The following is a 23352-nucleotide window of genomic DNA, read 5'->3' on the forward strand; positions in this document are numbered from 1 at the left end:
GTGATTTCTCAAATAAAATGAAAAAGATGGGATAAGGCGGGTTTGGGAGGGAAAAGACGGGTTAAGCCAGGAGTGATGCGGGTTTGGACCGCTTTTATTTTTTTCATTTTGGTGTGAGAAAAATTCAGATGATCGGCCCGGTGTTTGCAATCTTATGGCAATATGGTGATTATTACCTGGAAATTTAGTCGTGGTCTGGTGGGTGCGTTACCGGCTATTTATAATCTGTTACTATATCGTTACCGGGCATAGATTTGCGGAGCACCGGTGTTCAAGAATCCAGGAATGATGGGAGTTACAAGGATCGATACAGGGTAACAATGTCGGTGAACGATTGTTTTGAGGAGAAGGTGTTATACGGTGGCTGGGCTTCCGGAGGGTCATTTTTGTGGTTAATTCAGATGGTAAAACTGGCAATTCGTGGGATTGGATTGCGGAACTTGATTGCGGAACCGGTTTTGATTGCGGAACCACTGCTGAGGCCTTGAAAATCAAGGTTTTAGGGCAATGGGTGTGCAGTTGCGGGCGGGTGATTGCGGAACTGGGGAGGGTCCCAAAATATGCATAATTATGCATTAGAATTGTATAATTATGCATATTCAGCGAAAGGCGGAATGTCCTGTAAATACTGGGGAAATTGAAACTGCCGCAGGCCTGGCGCAGTAAGAATGCAGGAAAATCAATTGCTGGCGGATTCCATAAATACTTTAAGGTAACAAAAGTATCATTAAAGAATTCTGGCCGATGTATCTCCAGGACGAGGAGGGCCGACCGGTAAAGTAAATGTGGGGGCCGTCATCAATTTATGGTAAACTAGATATTTAGATGGCGGCAACTGGTAATAAGTGTAAGGTTAGCCAGCGGAGGCCTGCCCCAGGGATTCTTTTTGTTTTTTTTGGGCTTCCCCGATGACATCATCAGGGAAGGCCCGGCGGAATTGAACTTTAATCCAGCCCTTCATATCGTCGTCGGCAGCGGACCAGAGGTCGTAAAGGTCGTTCAGCATCCGGTCCAGGTCGGGGTCACCGGTGTCGGCGCGGTGGGCAGGCCGGCCGGCGGCCACGGCCAGGCCGCGTTCTTTCATTATACTATTGACGGCTTTCAGAAAGTCCTGCTCTCCAAAGCGGGCAAGCAAGTTTTTAAGGGTTTCTTCCGGGGAGATAAACATCTCCCCTTTTCCTGTTTTTAGCCATTCATCTGAGATGCCATATTCATGTTTAATGAGGCTTAGTAACGTCTGAGATGGTTCTCTTAAGCCAAGCTCAAGCGAAGAGACGTAACCCCTATCAATACCAAGAGGCTTGGCAAATTCAGCTTGCGTAAGTTTTAGGGTTTTCCTGGCTTTTCGCAGCCGTTCAGCAAGACTCATAAAATGCACCACAGATAACTTTTGTTATTGACTACTCACCACAGTTACATTATCATTATGTCCAGAGGGTGTTAAAAATTTTCCAAGGGCATGTCTACGGAAAGGAGGCTTCAGTGTTGGCCACAAAAAAGGGCCTGACCGGCCTGGAAATCAGGATCGAGCTGATGAGACGGGGCATCAAGCTCGTGGACATAGCGGCCCGGGCCGGGGTGAAGCCACCTGCAGTCACCAGAATGCTTAGCGGCAAAGACAATTACAAGGGCCGGCGGCTGCGCCCTGTTATCGCCGAGGCCCTGGGCCTGCCGGAAGACGAGATCTGGCCGCCCGAGGTCGAACGCAGAGCGGCGCGCTAAGGGCCGCCGGTCATTTCCACTGGAAACTTGTTTACACCGATTTAATCTTATCAGAACCAAGAGGGGGTGGCAATGGAAAGGAGGCGGTAATTTTTGGACCGGGCACGGTCAATTTTCCGGCGAAAGGCGGGTGTGGTCATGGAAAATGTGCTGCCGGTGCTGGCAGAGCGGAGCGAGGTCCGGATCGTGGAGGTGGACGGCCAGCCGGTGGTGACGGCGCGGGACCTGGCCAGGGCGCTGGGGTACAGCCAGGAGCGTAACCTTCACAATCTTTACTATCGCAATAAGGCTTCGTTCACTGACAGGGATGCGGGTATCGTCAAATTGACGACCCCTTCTGGAGAGCAACCGGTTCTATACTTCACCAAACGCGGCGCTTTGAAAGTTTGTATGAAATCCAACCAGCCGAGGGCGGTGATGGTGCAGGAGATCCTAATCGACCTGTACGAGGCGGTGGAGCGGGGCAACCTGGTACCGGTGCAGCAGCTTTCCCAGTTGATCGTCCAGCAGGGGCAGGTGGTGGCCCAAAGCCTGCAGCTGATGCAGGCGGTACAGAAGGAGATCCGGGGCCAGGGACAGTTGCTTTCAGCCATGCATGGTCAGATGGAGGTGGTGGTGCAGGCGGTGGTCACCCTCCTGCAGCGGGCGGCGGCCTCGCGGTGCACCATACCGGTGCCGGAGGCCGGACCGGGTGAGGACCTGCGGGTGACTCTACAGGTGAAGCGGCAGAAGAGCGCCAAGAGCGGTCGGCGGTCAGTATCCAAGCTAGAGAGGCTGGGTGTGGCAGACCTGGTGACAAGGCTTTTGGGCAAGGGATATAGCTATCAGGAGATCGGGGAGGTCTTGAAGGCCCAGGGGATCAGCGTGGGCAAAAGCTCCATCGCCAGGTTCGCCAAGAACCGCATCCTGGACGGCTTCGGCCCCGGGGTGATTTAACCGAGAAGCCATAAGGAGGGGTTTGAAATGCCGGAGCGCGAGAAAAAGGGAACCGCTTTTGAGATCCCTTTTGAAGATGCGGCCAAGGTGTGCAAGTTAATCCTGGGGTTCACGCCCACCGGCATCATATACGGGCGGGAACAGGCCGGCGACGGGTGTACCGGTTCGTGGAGTTCGTCGACGGCATTTACGGCAGCGTGAAGATGGATTACTACTGGCTGGAGGACCACCTGTGCGAGGTCAGGCAATAGCGGCGTTAGCCCGAGCGGCCAACAGGCGGGGTATACCGGTGAAAAGATAAGGCCCGCGAGGGGCCGGGCTGAAAGGAGTGAGCGGCATGGAGATGCAGGGCAAGGTCGTTTCACATGATGAGGAGAAGATTGGTGAAGCCAGGAAGTGGATAATAGAACAAGGGTTTGCGTTCGTTGCGCGGTACTCAGAGGTCCCACATGTCATGTTAAATCTATTCTGCAATGGTAGGTTGCCGAAACAGGTTGCGCTTAAAGTTGCCTGCAAGGTGCTAAAGCTTAAGGAAGAGCTAGAAGAACTCCTTAAAGATATCTAATAGTTCCGCGGAAAAATATAGTCATCGCTGTTATACCAAAATTCAATGAAAAACCATTTAAAGAGGGTATCTATACCGGCAGGGACTTTGATGGTGGCACTTTTGATTTCTTCAAGCAGTTCCCTTGCTGCGTCATAACGACCTTTAAGGTTAATCTGTATGTGAAGCGGTAATTTTTTAAAATATTGGGCGGCCTTCTCCTGGAGGGTAAAAATACTGGCCAGCTTTTCAATATGTTCATTTACCTCGCTGTCGTAACGGTTATAAATGTTGATATCTTCTCCGATATCCTTGCAATTGTCGTAGACCAGATCCAATCTGCGGCAAGTGGCGGGTGGAAGAAAGTTTGATACGAAAGCGTCCAGGATCAGGACTAAAAACTTGGGGTCGGAGGCGATCGTTGATATAGTAGCTCATCTCCTTTCCGGATGAATAATCCGGGTGATATTCACCGGGAGAACCTCCGTAATTTGGATGCTGGCAACTCCATTTTACACCGGGGGGTTCTCCCGGTCAACAATATAACCGCCGGTGAGGCAGGGTCTGGATGCGGTACGCGCCCTGCTTCACCGGCTGAAAGGGGGCGGCCGGAGGCAGCCCCCGGATGCTGCCCCAAGTTTAAGGAAGGATTATAAGAATTTTTGTAATCTGTGGAAGCGGGATTATTGAATTGAGGGGGGATTACGCGGTGGCCACAGGCAGAAAGAAGAAAAACGTGGCCGCCTCGCGGGGAGGGTTCGAGCAGCTCACGATCTTCGACGTGATCAGGGAAGACGAGGCGCGGCAGCAGGAGGAGAGACCGGCGCCGGGCAGCTTCAATATTTCCAGCCGGCTGAGAAACGCGATTTCCGAGGGGCTGAAAAGGTCCAGCCTGAGCCGGTACGAGGTGGCGGCCAGGATGTCGGAGCTGGTGGGGGTGGAGATAACCAAGAGCCAGCTTGATTCGTGGACGGCCGAGTCGAAAGAGTATCACCGGTTCCCGGCGGAATACCTCCCGGCGTTCTGCCTTGTGACGGGACACCTGGAGCCCCTGCGGATGATGGCCCGGATGCTGAAGTGTTATGTCCTTGAATCCAAAGAAGCCCTACTGGCGGAGCTGGGCCGGATAGACCAGGTAAAGCGGGACCTGGCCCGGCGGGAAAAAGTGGTAAGAGAGATGATCGAAAAGATGTGGGCTACCGGCTAAAGGAGGTACGGGCGGTGAAAAAAGTGTGCTGCGTGTGCGGCAAACATCCCCGGGTGCGGCGGAAGGACCCCTGGGGCAAATGGGAAAGGATAAGCGACTTAAGGCCGGCGGCGGGAGGAAAGCTGATCTGCAGCGCGTGCCTGGGCGAACTGGTGAGGGATACGGTGGTCATGCTGAAGAGTTAAGCCCGGAACCGGGCTAAACAAGGGGGTCTAAAAATGACGAAATTACTGACCCTGGAGGAGCTGAAGAGCGCATTCAAAGGATATCTCGGAACTTATCAACAGAGCAGGCACGCCGGGGGTTGGAACGAGCCTGGAAAACGCAAAAGATATAAGGACAAATGTCGTGAGAGGTACCGGAAGCGGATTAAGTAAAGTGGCATATTTTTCTGGCATATTTTCTGGCATATTTCCCCTGCATGGGCTAAAGGAGGGAGCTGGGCTGCTGCAGGCGGTATGGCTGTCCACAAGCGAGGCGGCGCGCGCCCTGGGGGTGACCGAGCGGGCCGTGAGAAAAAAGATCATGGCGGGCGAGCTGCAGGCCCGGGTCCAAGCGGGCCGGGGCGGCTTGGGCGGACAGGTATACCTCGTGCCCCTGGATGCCCTCCCCCCGGAAGCCCGGCGGCGTTACCTGGCCGAGGTTGCGGCCGCACCTCCTTCTCCCCCTACCCCGCCGCCGGAACCGGAAAACGACCCGAATGAAGGGGAAAAAATCGGGTCCCTGGCGGAACTGATTGCCAAGTACGGCGAGGAGAAGGCCCGGAAGATCATCAACGATGCCAGGGCAAAGTGGGAGGCGGTTGTCCTGGAGGCATTGGAGGTGATGAACGGCCCCTGGGGAGACAAAGCCAGACGCCTGGAGGCACTGGCCAGGCGGCGAAAAGTAAGCAAGACGACACTGTACCGGATGGCGGACCGGTACCTTAACGAGGGGGTGATCGGGCTGGTACACGACCGGTACCGCAGGACGGGCGAGGGCACAAAAGGCAAGAACCGGCGCTCGGTAACACCGGAGGTGGAGAAGTTCATCCGCGCCATGTACCTGAAGTACCCACCACCGAAGAAGAGCAAGGTATATGAAGAGCTGAAGAAAGCGGCGGCGGCGAAGGGCTGGCCGCTGCCATCCCGGGCGACGGTATACCGGGTGATCGCGGACATCAAGCCGGCGGAGGAAGTGCTGGCCACACGCGGGGACAAGGAATACGAGTCAAAGATGATGCCCAAGGTGCGGCGCACGTACAGCCACCTGATGGCCATGGAGGAAATAGTAGGAGACGGGCACCCGTTCGACATCTTCTTAGAGTTCAACGGCCGGGCGGTGCGCCCCAATCTAAGCGCCTGGATGGACCTGCGCAGCCGGAAGATTGTGGGCTGGTGCGTCACCGCCGGCCCGGCCAACAGCGACACCATCGCCGTGGCCCTGCGGCACGCCATAATCACCCACGGACTGCCCGGGACTTTATACACCGACTGGGGTAAAGAATACATCAACGAATACATAAAAGACGTGTGCCGACGGCTGGACATCGGTATCAGAAACTGCATCCCCAGGACGCCACGGAGCAAGGCCATCGAGCGCCTGTTCCGTACGGTGCACGACCAGTTCACGCTCTACCTGCCCGGCTACTGTGGCAACACTCCGGAAAACCGACCGCCGGGGTACGACGAGAAAAAGCTGCTCAAGCAGGGCAAGCTCTTGAAGTTTGAGGACTTCGTGCGGCGGTGGGCGCAGTACGTAGAAGTTTACAACAACCAGGTGCACAGTCAAATTAAAGACACGCCGGCAAACGCCTTCGCGGCAGCGCAGCACGTGCGGCCGGGCCTGGTCGACGAGCGTGACCTGGACATCCTCATGATGCGCAAGGAGCGCGTAAAGGTCCAGCCCGGCTATATCAGGCTCCTCGGAAGAGATTACTGGTCGCACAACGTGGACCTGGGCATGCTGGTGGGCGAATGGGTCCAGGTCTGGTACGACCCGCACCGGGTGGGCGAAGTGCTGATCTGGTACCGGGGCAAGTGCATCGGCACCGCCAGAAACGAAGAGGCCCTGGCCCACGGCCTGGACCGGGCAGAACTGGCAGAGAGGCTGCGGGCCAACCGGCGGGTAAAAAAGGCCCTCAAACTCAAGATGGCCAGCTACGTGGAGGGAATCGAAGACGTCCTACCTGGTGAAATCGTGCGGAAGGCCAAGCGCATCAGGCGTTCATACGCGGGCACCGACCTGGACGGACCTGTGGAAAAAGCTGTGGATGAAAACGTGCAGCGCCTGACGGGCGGGGAAAGCGCAGCCCGCCAGGTTCGGGAGGTGCTGGAGAGCACCGGGGAAGGTGCAAGCCGGGCTCCCGGCAAGGGCAAAAGCGGCGCGGGCAGCCGGTCGAAAAGGCTGCTGCTGGCCTGGGGCGACCGGGTGCTGGCGAAATGAGAAAAAACGTTACGGAGGTTGATAGAGCATGGCGGAACCGGCCGAGGTAATCGGAATGCAACCCGCAATCGAAGAGGACGCGGAAAAGCTGCGGGCGTGGCTGAATGACCTGATCAAAAACCGGGGGGTGACGGTGACCACCATCGCCCGTGAGATGGGAGTTTCTCACTCCCTAATCAGCCAGTTTCTCAGCGGGACAAAGAAAAGCGCCAACCTCATAGCAAAGCTCCAGCAATTCAGGACCAGGGTGGAGCAGGCCGCCGCCGGCGAGACACAGGAGCGGGCGGCTGAGAGCACAACAATCCTCCCCCACCCTGCTTTCCCGGCGGGGCTGTTCATGACCGAGGATCTGCGGCAGGTGCTCGGCCTGTGTGCCATGTGCCAGGAGGACGGAGAGATCGGGGTAGTGATCGGCCCCGCGGGGAGCGGCAAGACCACGGCCCTGCAGGAATTCTGCCGGCGGGAGCAGCGGGCGGCGTACATCAAGGCCGACGTGACCATGTCGCCGAAGGAGCTTTTATTCGAAATTGGACAGAAGCTGGGTGTGAGCCTGAGCGGTTCCCGGCGGGCCATGGCCCGTCAGATAGTCAACCAGTTGCGCCTGGACCCGGTGCTGATCATCGTGGACGAGGCCGACGTGCTGGTCAGCCGGGACTCGGTCTTAAAACTGGACGTCCTGCGGGGCATATGGGACGAAGCCCACAGCGGACTGGTGCTAGCCGGTCCGCCCGTATTGGCGAAGTACCTGGTCAAGGGACCCGGGGGGCAGAGCAACCTGGCCCAGTTTTACAGCCGGGTGCGCAGGGCCTATTATATGAAAGGCGTGACCAGGGATGAAGCCATGCAAATTCTCTCCGGATACAGAATGACGGAAGGGGCCAGGAATTACCTGGTGGCGGCCGCCGTCAGCAAGGCCCACGGGGGTTTGCGGCGGTTCACCAGGCTGTTGCAGAACGCCCTGGACCTGTGCGAACCGGGCGAGACCATCACCACGGAAATCGTCAGGGAGGCCGACGGCATGCTGGTGTCACCAAAGACATTGGGGCTGGAGTTCTGAGGTGCCGGGTATGAAACAGCAGGACTATTTAAAGAGGGTTATAACGGAAAGGATCCGGATCCTGAAAGACTGCAGGGAGAAGGCGAAACCGCAGTACAGGGAGAGCTACGACATTTCAATCAGGACTCTTGAGTGGGTCCTGACCCAATTTCCCCGGGAGGGAGGTGCAGGCACGGATGGCGATAGTCTGCACAATTAGGGAGTGCATCTAATACAACCCGCTTTGCGACGGGAACTGTTCTTTCGATGGCAAAGCGGGAATCGAGCTGTTATATGAAAATGGCGAATATGTTGGAGCTTGCGTCGCCATGACGCTGTAGGAATAGCCGAAAACCCCGGGTAAAACCGGGGTTCGTGGAGGGGATGGCCTCCCCCACCTGACGACCGCGATGGCGGGCCGGGACCGGTGCCCGGCGGCAGGCCGCGAAAGGAGGGATAATGTTGAACAAGAAAAGCGTGGTAGACCGGTTCACCCGCCCCATATGCCGGGTGGACATACGAACCGGCGAGGGCTTTTGCCGGTTGAAGGAGTTCTGGATGTCGGGTGGATACAGGGAAATAACGCCGGAAGAATTTGAGCGGATGGAGGGGCAGGCCGGAGCCACATCCCCTCCCCGCCCCGCCACCATCCCGCAGGATGTGGAAGCGGCTGACAGCTTGCTCACAGCGGAGGAGATCCGGCGGATTGAGATGATGGCCTGCGACGGGTGGACGATCAAGGACAAACTCCGGGTGCGGGCCTGGCTGGCCGCCGGGATGGACTGCCGCCAGGCGGCCCGGCTGCTGGGCCGGGATGCCCGGAGCGTGGCCGGGCTGTCCAGGCAGCTGGGGACGCTGGAAGAGCATATCAGGGTGCTGGTCCTGGCGGCCCGGGGCATGAACGATGCCGAGATCGCGCGGGAACTGGGTATGAAGCTGAAGCGGGTGGCGGGCATCAGGTTGAAGTACATGCCCGCTAAAGAAGCATGTACAAATTCGGGGGGATCTAGATGCAGGCGGTGGCAGTGACCTGGGATGAGGTCCGGGCGGCGCTGGAAGCCGTGGAGGCCGCCAGGCAGAGGCTGGATTACGCCGACCACCCGGACCTGGTCGATGCGGCGGTGCTGGAGCTGGGGGCGGCGGAGAAGCGGTTGAATTACCTGTTGCGGGTGGCCAGGAAAAACGGGGGGATGAGCCGTGGAAAAGATCTTTACTGTCGGTGACAGGGTGATGGTGGCGGGACGGGCGATGATGGCCGGGCGGGTAATGGCGGCATGCCCGGGGAAAGGCCGTTACCTGCTGATTGAGCTGGAGGATAATGATCCGCCTGAACAGATGACCCTGCGGGAGCTGGAAAAGGCCCGCCGTGGCCGGCGGGAGAACTACCGGTGGGCCGGATTTGAGCTGAGGAGGTGCGGCGCGTGAGGAAGCGGCTGGAGGAAGAGAAGATCAGGAGCTTAAAGGATTGGGTCGAGGTGGACGATGCGCTCAAGGAAATCGGCCGGCTGACCCTGGAAATCGAGGGGCTGGAGGCCAGGTACAACGAAAAGATGATGGCGATGAAGGAGGAACTGGCCGGGCTGGCCAGGCCGCTGATGGAGCGGCGGGAGTACCTGGAACTGCTGGTGAAAGACTTTGCCGAAAGGCACCGGGAGGACATGGACGGGCGGAAGTCCAAGGTGCTCAACTTCGGCCGGCTGGGGTTCAGGCAGTCCACGAAGGTGGTTTTACGAAATGTGAAAGCCATCCTGGCGGCACTGAAAGCGAAGGGAATGACCGATTGCATTATTGTTAAGGAAGAGGTGAGCAAAGATGAGCTGAAGAAATATGACCCCACCGTTATAGAATCCGTCGGTGCCAGGCTGAAGGTGGAGGACGTTTTCTGGTACGAAGTAAACAGAGACAAACTGGCGGAGGTGTCCTGACAATGGATGCCAGGGAAAAAGCTGCGCTGGTCTTCCTGGGGTTCGTGGGGGGCTACCTCCTGGCGGCCCTGGTGGTGGCCAGGCACTGGATGCAAGGGTGATGGAAGGGATGGCGAAACGCGCGGGCCGGTCCTTCTCCCCGGAGGAGAAGGACCTGGCGGAATACCTGAAGGAGAAGCTCAAGTCCCGGGGGGTGCACAAGTTCCCCCGGGACTGGCACCTGCGGCAGATGGCGGTGGCCCGGACGATGCTCGCCGGGGAAAACGCGCCTTCGGTTGAAGATTGGAAGGCCTGCATCGACTGGCTTTTCCGGCACCCGTACTGGGGGGATAAAGTGGACCACCTGGCCCGGGTGCTGGACCTGTGGCCCAGGTACGTGCTGCAAGCAAGAAACCGCCGCCAGGATGACGAGGAGCGGGAGCGAAGGCGGGCGCTTTTGAAATCCCTGTACCTGAGTTAGGAGGGAAAACGTGGAGGTATCAAAGCACGCCCTGAAGCGCTGGCGGGAGAGGGTAAACCCGGATGCGGGCCCCGAGCGGGCACAGAGCGAAATGCTAAAAGGATTGGAACAAGCCATCCGGGTATATGATGAGCTCGACAACGCATATTTCATAAAGGACAATATATTGTTCATCGTCAAGGATGAGGTCGTGGTAACGGTGGTGAACCTGGATTTCGGTTTTTCCGAAGACATTAACCGGGTGATCTGCCGGATGCAGACCGAACGCCTGCTGGAACTGAAAAAAAAGCTGGAAGAGGCGCAGGAGCAGGCACAACAGCACATAAGCGCGATTAACGACAGGCTGGCGGTGCTGGACAGCGAGAAGGCGGAGGTCGAAGCCAGGCTCCAAGAGATCTGCTCTAAAAGAAGGAAGCTGGAGCTGGCCAGGGAGGAAGTGGAAAAGGGATTGGAGGCCCTGCGGAAACAGTATGCGGCCGAATTCAGCAAGCTCAAGTATTCACTAGATTTCCGCCTGGAAACGGTGAGGAAAAACGCTTAATACGTTGCGGCAAGGAGGGTTTCAAATTGGACCGAATAGAGATTGCACCTGATACCGCCAGCCCGGTAAAGAGCGACAATGCTACCAAAACGATGTATAATTACGCTCCCTATGGTTTCGGAGAGCACACAATTAAAATAACCATTCAAAGATGGGACTTTCGTGGCCACATATGGGTAAAGGTCGGCGGTAATTGCAGGGGGATCAGTGTGATGAGCGACATAGCGGATACTATTTGGGAATTGGCACTTTGCGATCCCTCTGAAATTAAATCCGATTGTAATTTCAAAATTGACGACGATTTTTGGTATACAGCAGTGTTAACGAATAAGCAAGGAGATACACTTAATGATTGCGGCGACCAGCATGAATTCGAGGATGCCATTGTGGGGATAGAAATTGTCGACTACAAGCCAAAGAAATAATTGAAAAGCTAGCCGGAAGGAGGAATAAAATGCCCAGGGTTTTAAAGAGCCTGAAGGCGGAACCAGCGCCGCCGGAGGATCATCAGGATCAAAACGATGCCGGCGAGGTGGTCACATACTGGGACCCCGGCGCCTTCACCTGGTACGGTGCGGAAATCCAGCCGCGCGGTTTCAGGGATGAGCTGAGCCTAACCATTACGGATAAAGGAATCAGGCTTTCGCATGCGGCGGGAGGCAAGTTCGCCCCGGAGGCCCGGATAGCCGTGGGTTTGAACAGGGGTTTTTTGGCCCTGCGGGAGGCGGCCGACGGGATAAAGGCGAGGAGAGAGAGAAAGGAAGGGAACACGGCAATTTACCTGAATTCAACAAAGCTGGGGAAACTCTTGCGTGACGAGGGCTGGCCCATACCCTGCCGCCTGCCGGCGGTGTGGGACGAGAGAAACGGGATGCTCGTCTGCAGGAAGCCCCCGGGAGAGGTGGTGTAAAACATGCCCGCGCCCGCCAATGCAAAAGCAACCGCCCCGCAACTGCGGAAGCTGTTCTGCCTGGCCAGGGAGCTGGGCATGGACCACGAAGACCTGCGCGGGCTGGCGCACAACATGGCCGGCGTGGACGGCCTGTCGCAGCTCACCAGGCGGGACGCCATGAGGCTGATCGACTACCTGGTGGACCGCAGCCGCAAGGACTACCGCCCCACCGCCGCATCCAGGCAGCAGATATATCTCATCGAAAAACTGGCGGTGGAGCTGGGCTGGAACGACAATCCCCGCCGGCTGGCCGGCTTTGTCAGGCGTACGGCCGGTGTCGCCCACCTGCGCTGGCTGGACGCGGCCGGTGCGTACCGGGTGATCGAAGGCCTTAAGAAAATGGTGGAACGGCGCAAGAAAACCCTGTACAACAGCCGGTAAGTGAGGTATAATTAAGCAAACAAACCAGATCACAACGATGGAACCGGGGTTGCCGGACGAATGAACGTCCGGCAGCCCCATTCGGCTTTTTTGGGGGACTGTTAATTTTTTAACACCCGGCCGGGGCGATAACATGAGGGGATTTTACAACGACGACGACGGGTTGAGCATTACCGAAACGCTGGCCCTGGTTTTTTCAGGGGTATACGTTTTGGTGGTGATCGTAATGCTTGCGGCACTGATGCGGGGCCGGCTGGCCGACCTGCACGTGGACTTCCTGTCGGTGTGCTCGTGGCCCGTACTCACCATCCTGGCAGGGTATTTCGGCGATCGGGTTGCCTCCCGGTTCGGGGGAGTCCTCCGGAGAAGCGGGGCGCGGCGGCCCGCACCGGTCATGGAGGAAACTGGCGAGCCGGCGGTTGGGGAACTGGAACCCGGACCGCAACGCCCCACAATATAGGAGGTGTAATCATGCAGAAGCGCACCCTCCTGCTCACTTCCGCGAACCGCCCGGGGCGCAAGATCAAGCCCAAGGCGGTGGTCGTGCACTGGACGGCCAACACCAATCGCGGCGCCAACGCCCGGGCCAACCGCGACTATTTCGAGACGCACCCGCAGGATAAAGTGTCCGCCCACTGGATTGTGGACGACCGCGAGGCAATCCTGTGCATCCCCGAAGATGAGATGGCCTACCACGTGGGCGCACGGGTTTACCGCCCGGAAGCTTTGCAAAAATTGTCCCGCTACCCCAACGACTGCACTATCGGCGTTGAGATCTGCGTAAATGCCGATGCGGATTTTGCCGTGACTTACAGGAACGCGGTGGATCTGGTGGCCGACATCCTGCGCCGCTATGGCTGGGGCGTGGACCGCATATGGCGGCATTATGACGTCACCGGCAAAGACTGCCCCCGGTTTTTCGTGAACGACGCCACGGCGCGGCAGTACGGTTTTGCCGGTGCGGAATCCGCCTGGAGCGGCTTTAAAAAGGACGTGCAGGCGGTACTGATCGGAAGGAAGGTGGAAAAAGTGTTCACCGACATCTCGGGACACTGGGCGGAAAGTATAATCAAGGATGCCCTGGGATGCGGCCTGGTTGCCAGGGATGAGAAGTTCCGCCCGAACGACGGCCTCACCCGGGCCGAGGGTGTGGCGCTGTGCATGCGGCTCAAGGACATCATCATGGCCGGGATCAAGGACCTGGTCCGCCAGGTCGTGCAGGAAGAACTGCGAAAGGCGGGATAAAGCTTGTGGGGCGAACTGATTTTGGAAGTTAGCAGGGCGGCCCTGGCGGTCATCATTCCCGTGGGTGTGGCGGCCGGCCTGGAGTGGCTACGGCGCAAGATGGGCGTGGAAAAGCTGCGCAGGGTCCAGGAGGAACTGCAAACAAAGAAAGACATGGCCCTCATCGCAGTGAAGTACGTCGAACAGGCCTGGAAGGGCGCCAGCGGTCCGGAGAAGTACAATGCGGCCGCCGCCTGGCTGGCCTCCCAGGCGGCCCGGGTGGGTATCACCCTTTCCGACGACGAGATCAAGGGCCTGATCGAGTGGGCGTTGCGAACCACCAAGGACGAGCTCGGCAACCAGTGGGCGGACCTGCTTGAGGTGCGCAAGGAGGCGGGCAGCACGTGCTAGACCTGCCGTCCGATTTGTACCGTCCGGTGGCCACGCTGCTCTACACCCTTCTGTGCGTGGCCATGGGAATTATAGCCTATTTCCTGCGCGACATCAGGCAAAGCGTGAAAGAAAAACAGCAGGAGCAGGATCAGAAGATCGACGGCATCCAGAAGGATCTCAACGTCATCAGGGAAACCCTGCCCCAGCGTTACGTCTTTGCGGGACGACTTCATCCGGGCGATTGCCGGGCTGGACAACAAGGTGGACAACATCGGCAAGGAAGTGAGCGAAATCAACAAGGCATTAAACCGCCTGATTGGGGGCGTTAAGTGATGGGGCTGGAAAAGTACGAAGCCCGTATTGTGCGGGGACACATAATGCAAATCCTCAAAGTGGCCTATCCGGGGCCGGCCAGCGTGGAGCTGCTGGAGGTCACCCTTAGCGATCGGTCCTGCCCCACCTCCCCTGCCGTTCTGAACGGCTACCTGGCATACCTGGCCGAAAAGGGCTACATCACCCGGTGGGAGGAAAAGGACGATATCCTGGGCGTAACCCGCACCCTGGTCAAATTGACGGCCACCGGTGTCGACCTGCTGGAAGGGAATATCCCGGCTGACCCCGGCGTGGTGTTGTAGTGTGGGCAAGCGGCGCAAGCACTTCAAGGTCGAGACCCTCCCCCCGGAAATAGTGGAAGCCATCAACCGCAAGCTGGTGGAGGGCTATACGTACCAGCAGCTCGCCGACTGGCTCGACCAGATGGGCCACCCGGTGGGGAAAAGTTCCCTGGCGCGGTACGGCAAGGACTTCCTCTCCCGCCTGGAGCGGCTGCGGGTGGTAAAAGAACAGGCCAGGGCGATAGTGGAAGTCAACCCCGACGCCCCCGCCACGGAGATGGCTGAGGCGGCAAACCAACTGGCCACCCAGCTGATCATGGAGTTCCTGATGCAGGTGGATCTGGACGATCTGGCCCAGGCCAAGGTAACGGAAGTTCTCAAGGCCCTGGCCAAGCTGGAGGCTTCCGGTGTGCGCCGTGAGCAATTGAAGTTCAACTTCAACCGGGGCGTGGATGCAGCCGTGTCCAGGATCAAGGAGGCGCTGCGCGCGGAAGTGGCCGCCGACCCGGAACTGGCGGCGAGGCTGGCGGAGATGGTGGACCGGCAGGCGGAGGCGCTGAGGAAGTAGCCATGCTGATCAAGGATCTGATCGGCGAGCGCCAGGCGGGCCTGGACTTCGCCGAGTGGATGCACAAAAACGTGCGCCTGGATGACGGGAGACCCTGGGACATGAGCCGGCGCAGGGCGCTGGTGGAAATCGTCGGCAACATGAAGCACCGCCAGATGACCATTCTAAAGGGCGCCCAGACGGGCTTCTCCACCCTGTTCCTTGGGTTTGCCATATACCTTCTGGACCAGGCCCGCCGGAACGTAATTTACTTCCTCCCCACGCAGAAAATGTCCGACCGGTTTTCTACCACCCGCATGGATGCCTTCGTCAACCGGAGCGAATACCTGCGCAGCCGGCTGCGGGGCACCGACCAGACGGGGCTCAAGGAGATCGACACGCATTTTCTGTATTTCGTGGGGCTGCAGTCGGTCCTGGGGGCCATCTCGATTCCCAGCGACTGCAACCTGTACGACGAGGTGGACCTGATCGACCAGGAAAACTTAGACTGGTCGCTGGACCGAATAGCGGCCTCCGACCTGGCACTGCTCAGGTTTTTCTCGGTGGGGATGTTCCCCGGCATAGGCATCGATGAGCGGTACCAGGACGGCGACCGGCGGCGCTGGCACGTGCGGTGCCGGGGATGCCGCCGCGAGCAGGTGGTGGAGGACGAATTCCCGCAGAACTTCATCCGCCATAAGGGAGAGGTCATGCTGGTGTGCGTGAAGTGCGGCACCCCCCTGGACGTAAACGAGGGGCGCTGGATCCCGGAGAAGCCGGAGCGCACCCGTGACCACGTGAGCTATCGAGTGCCGCAGCTGATCATGCCCGGGCTCAACCTGGCCTTTATCTGGGACAGGTGGCAGAAGGCCCAGAACAAGCCGAGCAAGCTGGCAAAGTTCAGGTGCTCCGTACTGGCCAGGCCCGACGGCGGCGACATGCAGCCCATAACGGACGAGGTCCTGCAAAGGGTCAGGCAGGCCGGCGATTATTACTGGCACGACCGCTGGGGCGACACCATTACCGGTATCGGCATCGATATGGGCGACCGGGCGCATATCGCGGTGGCGGCCCCCTTCGCCGGGGAAGGTATCCGCTTTCCTGCACTTCGAGGAGATCGATGTCGAGGACCTGGTGGAGCGGGTCAAACACCTTGAACACGCATTCAACGCCGGTGCACTGGTCATAGACGCATTGCCATACAAGACGACATCCAAGCAGGTGGTCCGGAGCCTCACCCGGGCCGTGGGATACATTCAATACTTCAAAGGTTCCGACCTCAAGGAGAAGTCAGAAGGCGAAGGCGACCGCACGGTGCGCGTGGTGACCGTGGACCGCGACGAATCACTGGATGAGACTACCGACCTGTTCGCCACCGTTCCCCCGCTTGCACTGCTCCCGAAGCCGCGGACACCGGCTGAGGAGCAGGTGCTGCGTACGGTCGAGAGTCACCTGAAAAAGCTGGTCAAGGAAAAAGAGAAAGAGTCCGAGGACAGCCCGGCCCGCTACAAAAAGAACGTGGCCAACCACTACGGGATGGCAATCAATTCGGCCCGGATTGCCCTGTGGCTGGCCACCGGAAAGGGATTGAAGATAGGTCCGGTGGAGTACACTACGGTGGTTCCAAGGCGGGCCAGGTTCGGTAAAGGAGCGTACTGATGGTTATTTACGGTCCGGACGGCAAGCCAATCAAGAAGAGCAAAGGACCCCTCCTGGACGAGATCGCGGTGGTTTCCGTGCGCGACCGCTGGTCATCCTACCCGTCCCAGGGGCTAACGCCAGAAAAGCTGGCCAGTATCTTCAAAGAGGCCGACGCCGGTGACGTCTACCGCCAGATGGAGCTCTTTGAAGAGATGGAGGAGAAGGACTCCCACCTTTTTAGCGAGCTGCAGAAGCGCAAGCAGGCCGTCCTGGGCCTGGACTGGGAAATAGTCCCCTATTCCAGCAGCCGGGCGGACAGGAAGGCCGCGCAACTCGTCCAGGACGCCCTGGAGTTCGAGGGCCTGGAGGACGCACTGCTCGACCTCCTGGACGCCATTGGCAAGGGGTTCTCGGTCTGCGAGATCATGTGGAAAATTGCCGGCGGCATGGCCATGGTGGACCGCTTGAAGTGGGTCCACCCCAAGCGGATCACCTTCGGTGGAAAGGACGAGTTCCGCCTGTTGACCGAGCAGGAGCCGGTACGCGGCATCGAGCTCCCGGAGAACAAGTTCGTCGTCCACCGCTACCGGGCCAGGAGCGGCCACCCGTCGCGGGCCGGCATCGTCCGGGTTTGCGCCTGGATGTACCTGTTCAAGAATTATGCGGTCAAGGACTGGGTTACTTTTGCCGAGGTCTACGGTATGCCGCTCAGGGTCGGCAAGTACGATGCTTCCACCAGCCCGGAGGACAAAGAAAAGCTGATCCAGGCCATCGTCCAGCTGGGTACCGACGCCGCAGGCATCATTTCTAAAAGCACTGAGATCGAGTTCGTGCAGGCGGTCAAGGGGGCGACGGACAACGTCTACGAAACCCTTGCCGAGTTCTGCAACAAGGAGATGAGCAAGGCCATCCTCGGCCAGACCCTGACGGCGGACGTGGGCGACCGTGGTTCCTACGCCGCCAGCCAGACGCACAACGAGGTTCGGCGCGACCTCACCAGGGCGGATGCCAAGGCCCTGGCCGAAACCCTGCGGCGGGATCTCTTCCGCCCGCTGGTCCGGTTCAACCTTGGGGACGGCCCGAACCTACCCTGGTTGAAGTTCGACCTGTCCGAGCCGGAGGACCTGGAAAAAACGGCCCGGGTCTACAGCATATTGATTAAAGACTGCGGCCTGCCCGTGGCCAAAAAGCACGTTTACGAAAAGTTCGGCATCCCGGAGCCGGAGTCGGGAGAAGAGATCCTGACTCCGCCGGGTGCGGCAGTCTCGCCCACGGGGCTGGCGCTGAAGGCGCTGAAAGATGTACCCCCGCCTCCCCAGGAGGAAGCGCAGGCGGCGGTCGACGACCTGGCCGACAGGGCGCGCGAGCGGGCTGCGGCCGCATTGGAAACGCTCCTGGCCCCGCTGCGACAGCTCATTGAGTCCGGGGCGAGCCTGGAGGAGATCCGGGACCGGCTGCCGGAGGTTTACCCGGAAATGGACACGGCGGAGCTGGAAGAACTGGTCGCACGGGCCATGTTCGTAGCGGACCTGTTCGGAAGGTGGGTGGCCGATGGACATCAGGCTTGAGCCCCTTGCTTTCGAGGAGGCGGTGGAGTTCTTCCGGGACAAGGTTGTGCTCCCGCCCGGCGACTTCGAGAAGCTCTGGGGCGAGTACAGGAGTCTGGCCTTCTCGGTGGCCGGTATTGCCGCACTGGACGTGCTCAAGGACATTTACGAGGCCCTGCTCAGGGCCATCGAAGAGGGCCTGACGCAACAGGATTTCGCGCGGCAGGTGAACGAGATACTTGAAAGCCGGGGCTGGCAGGGTCTCACCCCCTACCGTCTGGACAACATCTTCCGTACCAACATCCAGACTGCCTATATGGTCGGCCATTACCGGCGAATGACGGATCCCGATATCGTTGAGCGGCGGCCGTACTGGATGTACAATGCGGTTAACGACAGGCGCACCAGGCCAACACACCGGGCGCTGGACGGGAAGGTGTACCGCTACGACCACCCGTTCTGGGATACCTGGTATCCCCCCAACGGGTACCGGTGTCGCTGCGGGGTGATCAGCCTCAGCGAGGAGCAGGTCCGGCGGCGCGGGTTGACGGTGGAGACGGAAGTGCCCGGGATGATAGAACCGCCCGGCCAGCCGGCCCGCCCCCTGCTCCCCGACCCGGGGTTTGCTCACAACCCGGCGAAAACGAAGTGGGAGCCGGACCTTAGCAAATACCCGCCGGCCTTGCGCCAGGCGTACCAGGCCAGGGCAACGGAATGATTTTAGTTAGCAAGTAACGGGCGGCGGTAACAAACCAACGGGGAAAAAGTGATCAGGTAACGGGCCGGTAACGATCAGGTAAAGCAACAAGTAACGAAAGGTAACGGTAAGGTAACAACACAGTAACGGGCGGTAACGATGGGTAACGAAGGGTAACAGGCGGCGGAAAGGCCGCAAACTCCCGAAAATCAAGGAAAGTGTGGCGGCCAGTAACGTAAGGTAACGGCCCTGAAGGTGGTGGTAACGGGTGGCGGACAAGGAAGCCAGGCGGCGCCAGGAAGAGCGGGCGCGCCGTTACGGAATCGGCATTAAGGAAAGAGGAAACGTAACCATTCCTTCCGAGCACCGGGAACGGTGGCCGGACATAGCCGACGAGGATTATCTGGACCCGGTCAATTACCGTTACCCCTGCCCTGATGCGGAGCAGACACGGGTGGCGGCGCGCTACTGGGCGCAGGAAGACAACCGCAGGCAGTACACGCAGGAAGAGCGGGAGATTATCTCCCGCCGGCTGGAGGCGAAGAAGAAAAAATTCAAGATCGGCGAGTACGCCCAGGAAAACAAGGACCTGCGGCAGATCGTTTTGAGCGTTGATGCTGGTCCGGGCCGGGTGCCGGAGTTTATCCAGGTGCTGCCGTTTGGGGAGGTCCGTTCCGAGAAAGGTGATTTCGTTGTTGATGAGGAAAGCGTCCGGGAGATACTACACAACTGGAAAGCGCGGCAGAACGACATGGTCATTGACTATGAACACCAGACCCTGAGCGGCCAGGAGGCCCCTGCGGCCGGATGGGTCAAGGGCCTGGAGGACCGGGGGGCGGACGGCATCTGGGCCCGGGTGGAGTGGACTCCCCGCGCGGCGGAGTACCTGCGGAACAAAGAATACCGGTACCTCTCGCCAGTGGTCCTGGTGCGGCGGAGCGACCGGCGTGCGGTGCGGCTGCACTCGTTCGCGCTCACAAATACGCCGGCGATTGACGGCATGGTGCCGCTGGTCAATAAATCAGGAAGCGCATGCTTCCAGGTGAACAAGGAGGGTTCGGGTTTGGAAGAACTGCTCAAAGCATTGCGGAGTGCGCTGAACCTACCGGATACGGCGACCCAGGAAGAGGTTCTCTCTCGCGTAAGGGACGTAAATGCGCGCCTTGAGTCCGCCGGGAAAGTCATTGCGGCCAAAGAAGTCCTGGAACTGCTCGAAGTTCCGGAAAACGCCGACCTGAACACAGTCAAAGGCAAAATCCTGGCGCTCAAAAACCCGAGCGGTTACGTGCGCATCGAAGAGTTCAACGCCCTCAAGGAAAAATTGGCCCTGAAAGAGCGGGACGAACTGGTGGAAATGGCCCTGAAGGCCGGCAAGATTGCCCCGGCACAAAAGGAATGGGCCGAGCAGTACGCGCTCAAGGACCCGGCAGGCTTCCGGGCCTTCATCGAGCATGCCCCCCAGGTGGTACCGGTAGGCCGGGACATTTCCGGCGGCGGCAAAGATGACAACAAGACTGCGCTGGACGATGCGGCCGTTCTGGTGTGCAAGCAACTGGGTATTTCCCACGAAACCTACAAAAAATACGGGGGTGATTCCTGATGCCGCTGGGCAGTGACCGCAACACACCGGTACGCACCGGGGAACTGTTGCACCTCCCCGTGGCCGCAAACGCCAAAATCTACGCGGGGGCGCTGGTGGCCCTGAACACAGGCGGCTATGCGGTTCCGGGATCTACGACCACGGGCCTGAAGGCGGCCGGCCGGGCCGAGGAACAGGCGGACAACACGGGTGGGGCCGACGGGGCCAGGTGGGTAACCGTCCGCCGGGGCGTGTTCAAGTTCGCCAACAGCGGTACGGACCCGGTGGGCCAGGCCCATGTGCTGGGGGACTGCTACATCGTGGACGATCAAACGGTGGCCGCCACCGACGGGACCGGAACCCGCTCCCGGGCCGGGAAGGTCCTGGGAGTAGAGGCGGACGGTGTATGGGTTGAAATCAGGTAAAGGAGGAGAACCCGCTTGCTTCTGAACGCTCAAAACCTGAAAGCCGCAGCCAGGGGGTTCCGGGCGCTGTTTTTCGAAAGCCTGGAAGGCGTGAAGACGCCGTACGAGCTCCTGGCCATGGTGGTCAATTCAACCTCCCCGGAAGAGACATACAACTGGCTGGCTTCCCTGCCCCGGATGCGCGAGTGGGTCGGCGACCGGGTGATCCATGCGCTGGCCGCCCACGGGTTCACCATCAAAAATAAGGACTGGGAAGCAACCATCGAGGTCGACCGCAACGAGATCATCTTCGACAAGCTGAACCTGGTGCGGCCGCGGATACAGATGCTTGCCCGGGCGGCTGCGGAGCATTACATGGACCTTATCATCGACCTCCTGGTGAACGGGTTCAACCAGACGTGTTACGACGGCCAGTATTTCTTCGACGAGGATCACATAGGGGGCTCCAACAGGACCAGCGCGCCACTCAGCGCGACGTCTTACAACGCCGCCTACGCGGCCATGATGAGCCTGACGGACGAAAACGGCAAGCCGCTCAACATCACGCCCACGCACCTGGTGTTCGGCCCGGCGCTGCGCGCTACCGCGCTGGAGATCCTGACCGCGGAACGCGACCAGTACGGCGCCACAAACATCAACCGCGGTTCAGCAGAACCCCTGCTACTGCCACAGCTGGCGGCGCACCCCACGATGTGGTTCTTGCTCGACCTGTCCAAGCCGATCAAACCCTTCATACTGCAAATCGTGAAGCAGGTCGACTTTGTAGGCTTTGAAAGCCTTACGGACGAAGTTGTATTCATGAAAAAGAAGTTCCTCTACGGCATCGACAGCATCGACAACGCCGGGTACGGGCTCTGGCAGCTCGCCTACGGTAGTACCGGAACGGCTTGATGGGGGGAGTGATTGCATTGCCGCTTAAAATCATCTCGAAAAAGGACGGTTTCCGGCGGTGCGGCGTGGCGCATCCCGCCGCGCCGGTTATCTACCCCGACGGCACCTTCGCGCCTGAACAGGTTGAAAGGCTGAAATCCGAACCCATGCTTATTGTCGAAGAAATACCCGGGGAAGAGCCAGGGAAGCAGAAAAGCAAGGGCGTGACCGGGCCGGAACCGGGTGACAGTTAATGTACTGCACCATCGAAGACCTGAAACGCCGGCTCCCGGAAAGTGTGCTCATCGAACTAACCGACGACGAGGGCAGCGGACCAGCCGGCCTGGACCAGGCCGGGGAGGAGATCACCGCACGGCTGAACGAGGCCATTGCGGATGCCACCAATGAGATAAACGGTTACTGCCAGGCGCGCTACCCGGTGCCCTTCGACCCCGTTCCCGGATTCATCCGCAAGCTTGCGGTGGACATAGCGGCATACAACCTGTTCTCCCGCCGGGGGTACAGCGAGGATAGCGCGGACAAATCCGTCATCGACCGATACAGGGCGGCCGTGCGTACCCTGGAGAACATCGCCCGCGGCCTCATTTCCCTGGGCGCCCCCGAGCCCCGTTCCTCGTCGGAGGTGGAAGTTCGGGGCCAAACGCGAGTTTTTTCCCGGCAAAAACTGGAGGCCTTTTGATGAGCGGGGTCAGGTTGGAAGGTGACTGGAAAAAACTCGAAGAAAACCTGCACCGCCTGGCACGGGTAAACTGGACCCGGCTGCACAAGGAAATCGGCGAACACCTGGTTTCCAGCACCCAGGAGCGGTTCAAAACTGAAACCGCGCCGGACGGCACGAAGTGGCCGCAGTCGATCCGGGCACGGGAAGAAGGCGGCCAGACCCTCTCCGACACCCGGCGGTTGCGCAACTCGATCAGCTATGCGGCACGGCCGGACAGGGTGGAGGTCGGCACCAACGACAAGCGTGCGCCAGTGCACCAGTTCGGGGCCACTATCCGGCCCAGTCGCGCCAAAGCGCTGAAGTTTCAGGTCGGCGGGCGCTGGGCGGTAAAAAAACTGGTCCGCATTCCCGCCCGACCCTTCCTGGGCTTGAGCGATGATGACCAGGTGGCCATCAGCGAAATCATCCGGGAGCGGCTGGAGGAGTGTTTGAAGTGATCGGGAGCTGCCGCGAATACCTGGAGGAACACCTGAAAAGCCTCGGTATCATGCGGGTGTATACCCGGGCGGAAGACGCTGCAAAACACCAGGCTCTCCCCTACGCCGTGGTGATGATAGACGGGCAGACCGCGCAGCGGGACGGCTCGCTTGTGGCCAGGGCCGACGGCCCGGGTCCCGACGAGCGCACGCTCAGGCGCCGGTTGTACAGGCGCACGGTCAAAGTTCTGGTCACCATTGTCCACCGCGACCGGGCGGCGGCCGACGCCGCGGGCGAAGCGTTCCTTTCCGGCCTGACCCGGCGGATATTCGATACGGGCGGCAACGCGATCCTGGTCGCCGCCCAGGGGGCGGAACCCGAGGAAGAGGCGAGCCTGCTCAAGCCCAGGGAAACGGCGCACATCCTGGTCGTTTTCGAGGGCGGGATATATGCGGACCGGGTGGTGAAGGTCTATGATCTTGAGACATCTTTGCAGGTGGAAGGCGAGATAAGCCAGGAGGTGTAAAC

The 23352-nt window shown here is 59.4% G+C and carries 38 protein-coding genes and 1 pseudogene; 36 read left to right on the forward strand and 3 right to left on the reverse strand.

Annotated elements, in window-relative coordinates; all coding sequences use genetic code 11:
- Positions 1–853: 853 nt before the first annotated feature.
- Both G7K71_RS19150 and G7K71_RS19155 read right to left on the reverse strand, forming a co-directional pair.
- A complete protein-coding gene (locus tag G7K71_RS19150) occupies positions 854–1168 on the reverse strand; it encodes a hypothetical protein (protein ID WP_243174783.1) in 315 nt (104 codons plus the stop codon).
- Positions 1169–1180: 12 nt separating this feature from the next.
- Positions 1181–1369, reverse strand: a pseudogene (locus G7K71_RS19155) (helix-turn-helix domain-containing protein); the annotation flags it as partial.
- A 116-nt stretch (positions 1370–1485) separates the two neighbouring features.
- On the opposite strand from G7K71_RS19155, the gene G7K71_RS00010 reads away from it, so the two are divergent.
- The 4 genes from G7K71_RS00010 to G7K71_RS00025 all read left to right on the forward strand — a co-directional run bounded on the left by G7K71_RS00010 (position 1486) and on the right by G7K71_RS00025 (position 3223).
- Positions 1486–1722 carry a helix-turn-helix domain-containing protein gene (locus tag G7K71_RS00010; protein ID WP_166342630.1) on the forward strand — a complete coding sequence of 79 codons (237 nt, stop codon included), beginning with the start codon at positions 1486–1488 and terminating at the stop codon, positions 1720–1722.
- A 93-nt stretch (positions 1723–1815) separates the two neighbouring features.
- Positions 1816–2658 carry a Bro-N domain-containing protein gene (locus G7K71_RS00015; RefSeq protein WP_166342632.1) on the forward strand — a complete coding sequence of 281 codons (843 nt, stop codon included), beginning with the start codon at positions 1816–1818 and terminating at the stop codon, positions 2656–2658.
- 27 nt (positions 2659–2685) lie between these two features.
- Positions 2686–2859: a hypothetical protein gene (locus tag G7K71_RS00020; RefSeq protein ID WP_166342634.1), complete on the forward strand. Its 174-nt coding sequence runs from the start codon at positions 2686–2688 to the stop codon at positions 2857–2859.
- Positions 2860–2995: 136 nt separating this feature from the next.
- The gene (locus G7K71_RS00025) at positions 2996–3223 is read left to right on the forward strand and encodes a hypothetical protein (protein ID WP_166342636.1); all 228 of its coding nucleotides are present in this window, start codon (positions 2996–2998) and stop codon (positions 3221–3223) included.
- Here the strand turns inward: G7K71_RS00025 and G7K71_RS00030 are convergent.
- Positions 3220–3540: a hypothetical protein gene (locus G7K71_RS00030; protein ID WP_166342638.1), complete on the reverse strand. Its 321-nt coding sequence runs from the start codon at positions 3538–3540 to the stop codon at positions 3220–3222. The genes G7K71_RS00025 and G7K71_RS00030 overlap by 4 nt on opposite strands.
- 371 nt (positions 3541–3911) lie before the next feature.
- Here G7K71_RS00030 and G7K71_RS00035 point away from each other — a divergent pair, with 371 nt between their 5' ends.
- The 32 genes from G7K71_RS00035 to G7K71_RS00190 all read left to right on the forward strand — a co-directional run bounded on the left by G7K71_RS00035 (position 3912) and on the right by G7K71_RS00190 (position 23350).
- Positions 3912–4409 (forward strand): hypothetical protein, encoded by a 498-nt coding sequence (locus tag G7K71_RS00035; protein WP_166342640.1) that lies wholly within the window; start codon positions 3912–3914, stop codon positions 4407–4409.
- 14 nt (positions 4410–4423) lie between these two features.
- Positions 4424–4594, forward strand: a complete 171-nt coding sequence (locus G7K71_RS00040) for a hypothetical protein (protein ID WP_165613268.1) — start codon at positions 4424–4426, stop codon at positions 4592–4594.
- 33 nt (positions 4595–4627) lie between these two features.
- Complete coding sequence (locus tag G7K71_RS00045) at positions 4628–4786, forward strand: hypothetical protein (RefSeq protein WP_166342642.1); 159 nt, start codon at positions 4628–4630, stop codon at positions 4784–4786.
- 1 nt (position 4787) lies between these two features.
- Positions 4788–6833 carry a Mu transposase C-terminal domain-containing protein gene (locus G7K71_RS00050; RefSeq protein ID WP_166342644.1) on the forward strand — a complete coding sequence of 682 codons (2046 nt, stop codon included), beginning with the start codon at positions 4788–4790 and terminating at the stop codon, positions 6831–6833.
- A gap of 28 nt (positions 6834–6861) precedes the next feature.
- Positions 6862–7890, forward strand: coding sequence for an AAA family ATPase (locus tag G7K71_RS00055; RefSeq protein WP_166342646.1), 1029 nt, complete (start codon positions 6862–6864; stop codon positions 7888–7890).
- A gap of 10 nt (positions 7891–7900) precedes the next feature.
- A complete protein-coding gene (locus tag G7K71_RS00060) occupies positions 7901–8089 on the forward strand; it encodes a hypothetical protein (RefSeq protein ID WP_166342648.1) in 189 nt (62 codons plus the stop codon).
- Positions 8090–8328: 239 nt separating this feature from the next.
- Complete coding sequence (locus tag G7K71_RS00065) at positions 8329–8898, forward strand: hypothetical protein (RefSeq protein ID WP_166342650.1); 570 nt, start codon at positions 8329–8331, stop codon at positions 8896–8898.
- Positions 8880–9092: a hypothetical protein gene (locus G7K71_RS00070; RefSeq protein WP_166342652.1), complete on the forward strand. Its 213-nt coding sequence runs from the start codon at positions 8880–8882 to the stop codon at positions 9090–9092. Before G7K71_RS00065 ends, G7K71_RS00070 begins: the two co-directional genes overlap by 19 nt.
- A complete protein-coding gene (locus G7K71_RS00075; RefSeq protein WP_166342654.1) occupies positions 9067–9294 on the forward strand; it encodes a hypothetical protein in 228 nt (75 codons plus the stop codon). Before G7K71_RS00070 ends, G7K71_RS00075 begins: the two co-directional genes overlap by 26 nt.
- Positions 9291–9794, forward strand: coding sequence for a host-nuclease inhibitor Gam family protein (locus tag G7K71_RS00080; RefSeq protein WP_207712553.1), 504 nt, complete (start codon positions 9291–9293; stop codon positions 9792–9794). Before G7K71_RS00075 ends, G7K71_RS00080 begins: the two co-directional genes overlap by 4 nt.
- 109 nt (positions 9795–9903) lie before the next feature.
- Positions 9904–10254 (forward strand): hypothetical protein, encoded by a 351-nt coding sequence (locus tag G7K71_RS00085; RefSeq protein ID WP_166342656.1) that lies wholly within the window; start codon positions 9904–9906, stop codon positions 10252–10254.
- Between the two features lie 10 nt (positions 10255–10264).
- Positions 10265–10795 (forward strand): hypothetical protein, encoded by a 531-nt coding sequence (locus G7K71_RS00090; RefSeq protein ID WP_072870698.1) that lies wholly within the window; start codon positions 10265–10267, stop codon positions 10793–10795.
- A 26-nt stretch (positions 10796–10821) separates the two neighbouring features.
- Positions 10822–11220 (forward strand): DUF5406 family protein, encoded by a 399-nt coding sequence (locus tag G7K71_RS00095; protein WP_166342658.1) that lies wholly within the window; start codon positions 10822–10824, stop codon positions 11218–11220.
- Positions 11221–11249: 29 nt separating this feature from the next.
- Entirely contained in the window at positions 11250–11705 is a 456-nt protein-coding gene (locus G7K71_RS00100) for a hypothetical protein (RefSeq protein WP_166342660.1), read from the forward strand.
- A 3-nt stretch (positions 11706–11708) separates the two neighbouring features.
- Positions 11709–12128 (forward strand): phage protein GemA/Gp16 family protein, encoded by a 420-nt coding sequence (locus tag G7K71_RS00105; RefSeq protein WP_166342662.1) that lies wholly within the window; start codon positions 11709–11711, stop codon positions 12126–12128.
- 133 nt (positions 12129–12261) lie between these two features.
- Positions 12262–12588 (forward strand): hypothetical protein, encoded by a 327-nt coding sequence (locus tag G7K71_RS00110; protein ID WP_166342664.1) that lies wholly within the window; start codon positions 12262–12264, stop codon positions 12586–12588.
- 11 nt (positions 12589–12599) lie between these two features.
- Positions 12600–13373 carry an N-acetylmuramoyl-L-alanine amidase gene (locus G7K71_RS00115; RefSeq protein WP_166342666.1) on the forward strand — a complete coding sequence of 258 codons (774 nt, stop codon included), beginning with the start codon at positions 12600–12602 and terminating at the stop codon, positions 13371–13373.
- A 3-nt stretch (positions 13374–13376) separates the two neighbouring features.
- The gene (locus tag G7K71_RS00120; protein ID WP_166342668.1) at positions 13377–13763 is read left to right on the forward strand and encodes a phage holin, LLH family; all 387 of its coding nucleotides are present in this window, start codon (positions 13377–13379) and stop codon (positions 13761–13763) included.
- On the forward strand, positions 13757–14074 hold the full coding sequence (locus G7K71_RS00125; RefSeq protein ID WP_166342670.1) for a hypothetical protein: 318 nt from the start codon (positions 13757–13759) through the stop codon (positions 14072–14074). The genes G7K71_RS00120 and G7K71_RS00125 overlap by 7 nt, the downstream gene beginning before the upstream one ends.
- Before the next feature lie 3 nt (positions 14075–14077).
- A complete protein-coding gene (locus G7K71_RS00130; protein ID WP_166342672.1) occupies positions 14078–14380 on the forward strand; it encodes a hypothetical protein in 303 nt (100 codons plus the stop codon).
- Position 14381: 1 nt separating this feature from the next.
- Positions 14382–14927, forward strand: coding sequence for a phage protein Gp27 family protein (locus G7K71_RS00135; protein ID WP_166342674.1), 546 nt, complete (start codon positions 14382–14384; stop codon positions 14925–14927).
- Between the two features lie 2 nt (positions 14928–14929).
- Positions 14930–16063, forward strand: coding sequence for a phage terminase large subunit family protein (locus G7K71_RS00140; RefSeq protein WP_166342676.1), 1134 nt, complete (start codon positions 14930–14932; stop codon positions 16061–16063).
- Positions 16041–16565 (forward strand): hypothetical protein, encoded by a 525-nt coding sequence (locus G7K71_RS00145; RefSeq protein ID WP_166342678.1) that lies wholly within the window; start codon positions 16041–16043, stop codon positions 16563–16565. The genes G7K71_RS00140 and G7K71_RS00145 overlap by 23 nt, the downstream gene beginning before the upstream one ends.
- Positions 16565–18115: a DUF935 domain-containing protein gene (locus G7K71_RS00150; RefSeq protein WP_166342680.1), complete on the forward strand. Its 1551-nt coding sequence runs from the start codon at positions 16565–16567 to the stop codon at positions 18113–18115. Before G7K71_RS00145 ends, G7K71_RS00150 begins: the two co-directional genes overlap by 1 nt.
- Positions 18099–18812 (forward strand): phage minor head protein, encoded by a 714-nt coding sequence (locus G7K71_RS00155; RefSeq protein WP_166342682.1) that lies wholly within the window; start codon positions 18099–18101, stop codon positions 18810–18812. Before G7K71_RS00150 ends, G7K71_RS00155 begins: the two co-directional genes overlap by 17 nt.
- Before the next feature lie 247 nt (positions 18813–19059).
- Positions 19060–20391 (forward strand): phage protease, encoded by a 1332-nt coding sequence (locus G7K71_RS00160; protein ID WP_313884846.1) that lies wholly within the window; start codon positions 19060–19062, stop codon positions 20389–20391.
- Positions 20391–20795: a hypothetical protein gene (locus G7K71_RS00165; RefSeq protein ID WP_166342684.1), complete on the forward strand. Its 405-nt coding sequence runs from the start codon at positions 20391–20393 to the stop codon at positions 20793–20795. The genes G7K71_RS00160 and G7K71_RS00165 overlap by 1 nt, the downstream gene beginning before the upstream one ends.
- A gap of 15 nt (positions 20796–20810) precedes the next feature.
- Complete coding sequence (locus G7K71_RS00170; protein WP_166342686.1) at positions 20811–21686, forward strand: Mu-like prophage major head subunit gpT family protein; 876 nt, start codon at positions 20811–20813, stop codon at positions 21684–21686.
- Between the two features lie 17 nt (positions 21687–21703).
- Positions 21704–21919, forward strand: a complete 216-nt coding sequence (locus tag G7K71_RS00175) for an HI1506-related protein (RefSeq protein WP_166342688.1) — start codon at positions 21704–21706, stop codon at positions 21917–21919.
- Entirely contained in the window at positions 21919–22365 is a 447-nt protein-coding gene (locus G7K71_RS00180) for a gp436 family protein (RefSeq protein ID WP_166342690.1), read from the forward strand. Before G7K71_RS00175 ends, G7K71_RS00180 begins: the two co-directional genes overlap by 1 nt.
- Positions 22365–22844, forward strand: coding sequence for a phage virion morphogenesis protein (locus G7K71_RS00185; RefSeq protein WP_166342692.1), 480 nt, complete (start codon positions 22365–22367; stop codon positions 22842–22844). The genes G7K71_RS00180 and G7K71_RS00185 overlap by 1 nt, the downstream gene beginning before the upstream one ends.
- Positions 22832–23350, forward strand: a complete 519-nt coding sequence (locus G7K71_RS00190) for a hypothetical protein (protein ID WP_166342694.1) — start codon at positions 22832–22834, stop codon at positions 23348–23350. The genes G7K71_RS00185 and G7K71_RS00190 overlap by 13 nt, the downstream gene beginning before the upstream one ends.
- Positions 23351–23352 lie beyond the last annotated feature (2 nt).

Source organism: Desulfofundulus sp. TPOSR, assembly GCF_011393055.1.
GTDB classification, from domain to species: domain Bacteria; phylum Bacillota; class Desulfotomaculia; order Desulfotomaculales; family Desulfovirgulaceae; genus Desulfofundulus; species Desulfofundulus kuznetsovii.

What these genes read in the sequence shown, in the direction of transcription:
- G7K71_RS19150 (WP_243174783.1), bottom strand. Translation starts at nt 1,168, where the DNA reads ATGTTTATCTCCCCGGAAGAAACCCTTAAAAACTTGCTTGCCCGCTTT.
- G7K71_RS00020 (WP_166342634.1), top strand. Translation starts at nt 2,686, where the DNA reads ATGCCGGAGCGCGAGAAAAAGGGAACCGCTTTTGAGATCCCTTTTGAA.
- G7K71_RS00025 (WP_166342636.1), top strand. Translation starts at nt 2,996, where the DNA reads ATGGAGATGCAGGGCAAGGTCGTTTCACATGATGAGGAGAAGATTGGT.
- G7K71_RS00045 (WP_166342642.1), top strand. Translation starts at nt 4,628, where the DNA reads ATGACGAAATTACTGACCCTGGAGGAGCTGAAGAGCGCATTCAAAGGA.
- G7K71_RS00055 (WP_166342646.1), top strand. Translation starts at nt 6,862, where the DNA reads ATGGCGGAACCGGCCGAGGTAATCGGAATGCAACCCGCAATCGAAGAG.
- G7K71_RS00060 (WP_166342648.1), top strand. Translation starts at nt 7,901, where the DNA reads ATGAAACAGCAGGACTATTTAAAGAGGGTTATAACGGAAAGGATCCGG.
- G7K71_RS00065 (WP_166342650.1), top strand. Translation starts at nt 8,329, where the DNA reads ATGTTGAACAAGAAAAGCGTGGTAGACCGGTTCACCCGCCCCATATGC.
- G7K71_RS00070 (WP_166342652.1), top strand. Translation starts at nt 8,880, where the DNA reads ATGCAGGCGGTGGCAGTGACCTGGGATGAGGTCCGGGCGGCGCTGGAA.
- G7K71_RS00085 (WP_166342656.1), top strand. Translation starts at nt 9,904, where the DNA reads ATGGCGAAACGCGCGGGCCGGTCCTTCTCCCCGGAGGAGAAGGACCTG.
- G7K71_RS00100 (WP_166342660.1), top strand. Translation starts at nt 11,250, where the DNA reads ATGCCCAGGGTTTTAAAGAGCCTGAAGGCGGAACCAGCGCCGCCGGAG.
- G7K71_RS00105 (WP_166342662.1), top strand. Translation starts at nt 11,709, where the DNA reads ATGCCCGCGCCCGCCAATGCAAAAGCAACCGCCCCGCAACTGCGGAAG.
- G7K71_RS00110 (WP_166342664.1), top strand. Translation starts at nt 12,262, where the DNA reads ATGAGGGGATTTTACAACGACGACGACGGGTTGAGCATTACCGAAACG.
- G7K71_RS00115 (WP_166342666.1), top strand. Translation starts at nt 12,600, where the DNA reads ATGCAGAAGCGCACCCTCCTGCTCACTTCCGCGAACCGCCCGGGGCGC.
- G7K71_RS00130 (WP_166342672.1), top strand. Translation starts at nt 14,078, where the DNA reads ATGGGGCTGGAAAAGTACGAAGCCCGTATTGTGCGGGGACACATAATG.
- G7K71_RS00140 (WP_166342676.1), top strand. Translation starts at nt 14,930, where the DNA reads ATGCTGATCAAGGATCTGATCGGCGAGCGCCAGGCGGGCCTGGACTTC.
- G7K71_RS00150 (WP_166342680.1), top strand. Translation starts at nt 16,565, where the DNA reads ATGGTTATTTACGGTCCGGACGGCAAGCCAATCAAGAAGAGCAAAGGA.
- G7K71_RS00155 (WP_166342682.1), top strand. Translation starts at nt 18,099, where the DNA reads ATGGACATCAGGCTTGAGCCCCTTGCTTTCGAGGAGGCGGTGGAGTTC.
- G7K71_RS00165 (WP_166342684.1), top strand. Translation starts at nt 20,391, where the DNA reads ATGCCGCTGGGCAGTGACCGCAACACACCGGTACGCACCGGGGAACTG.
- G7K71_RS00180 (WP_166342690.1), top strand. Translation starts at nt 21,919, where the DNA reads ATGTACTGCACCATCGAAGACCTGAAACGCCGGCTCCCGGAAAGTGTG.
- G7K71_RS00185 (WP_166342692.1), top strand. Translation starts at nt 22,365, where the DNA reads ATGAGCGGGGTCAGGTTGGAAGGTGACTGGAAAAAACTCGAAGAAAAC.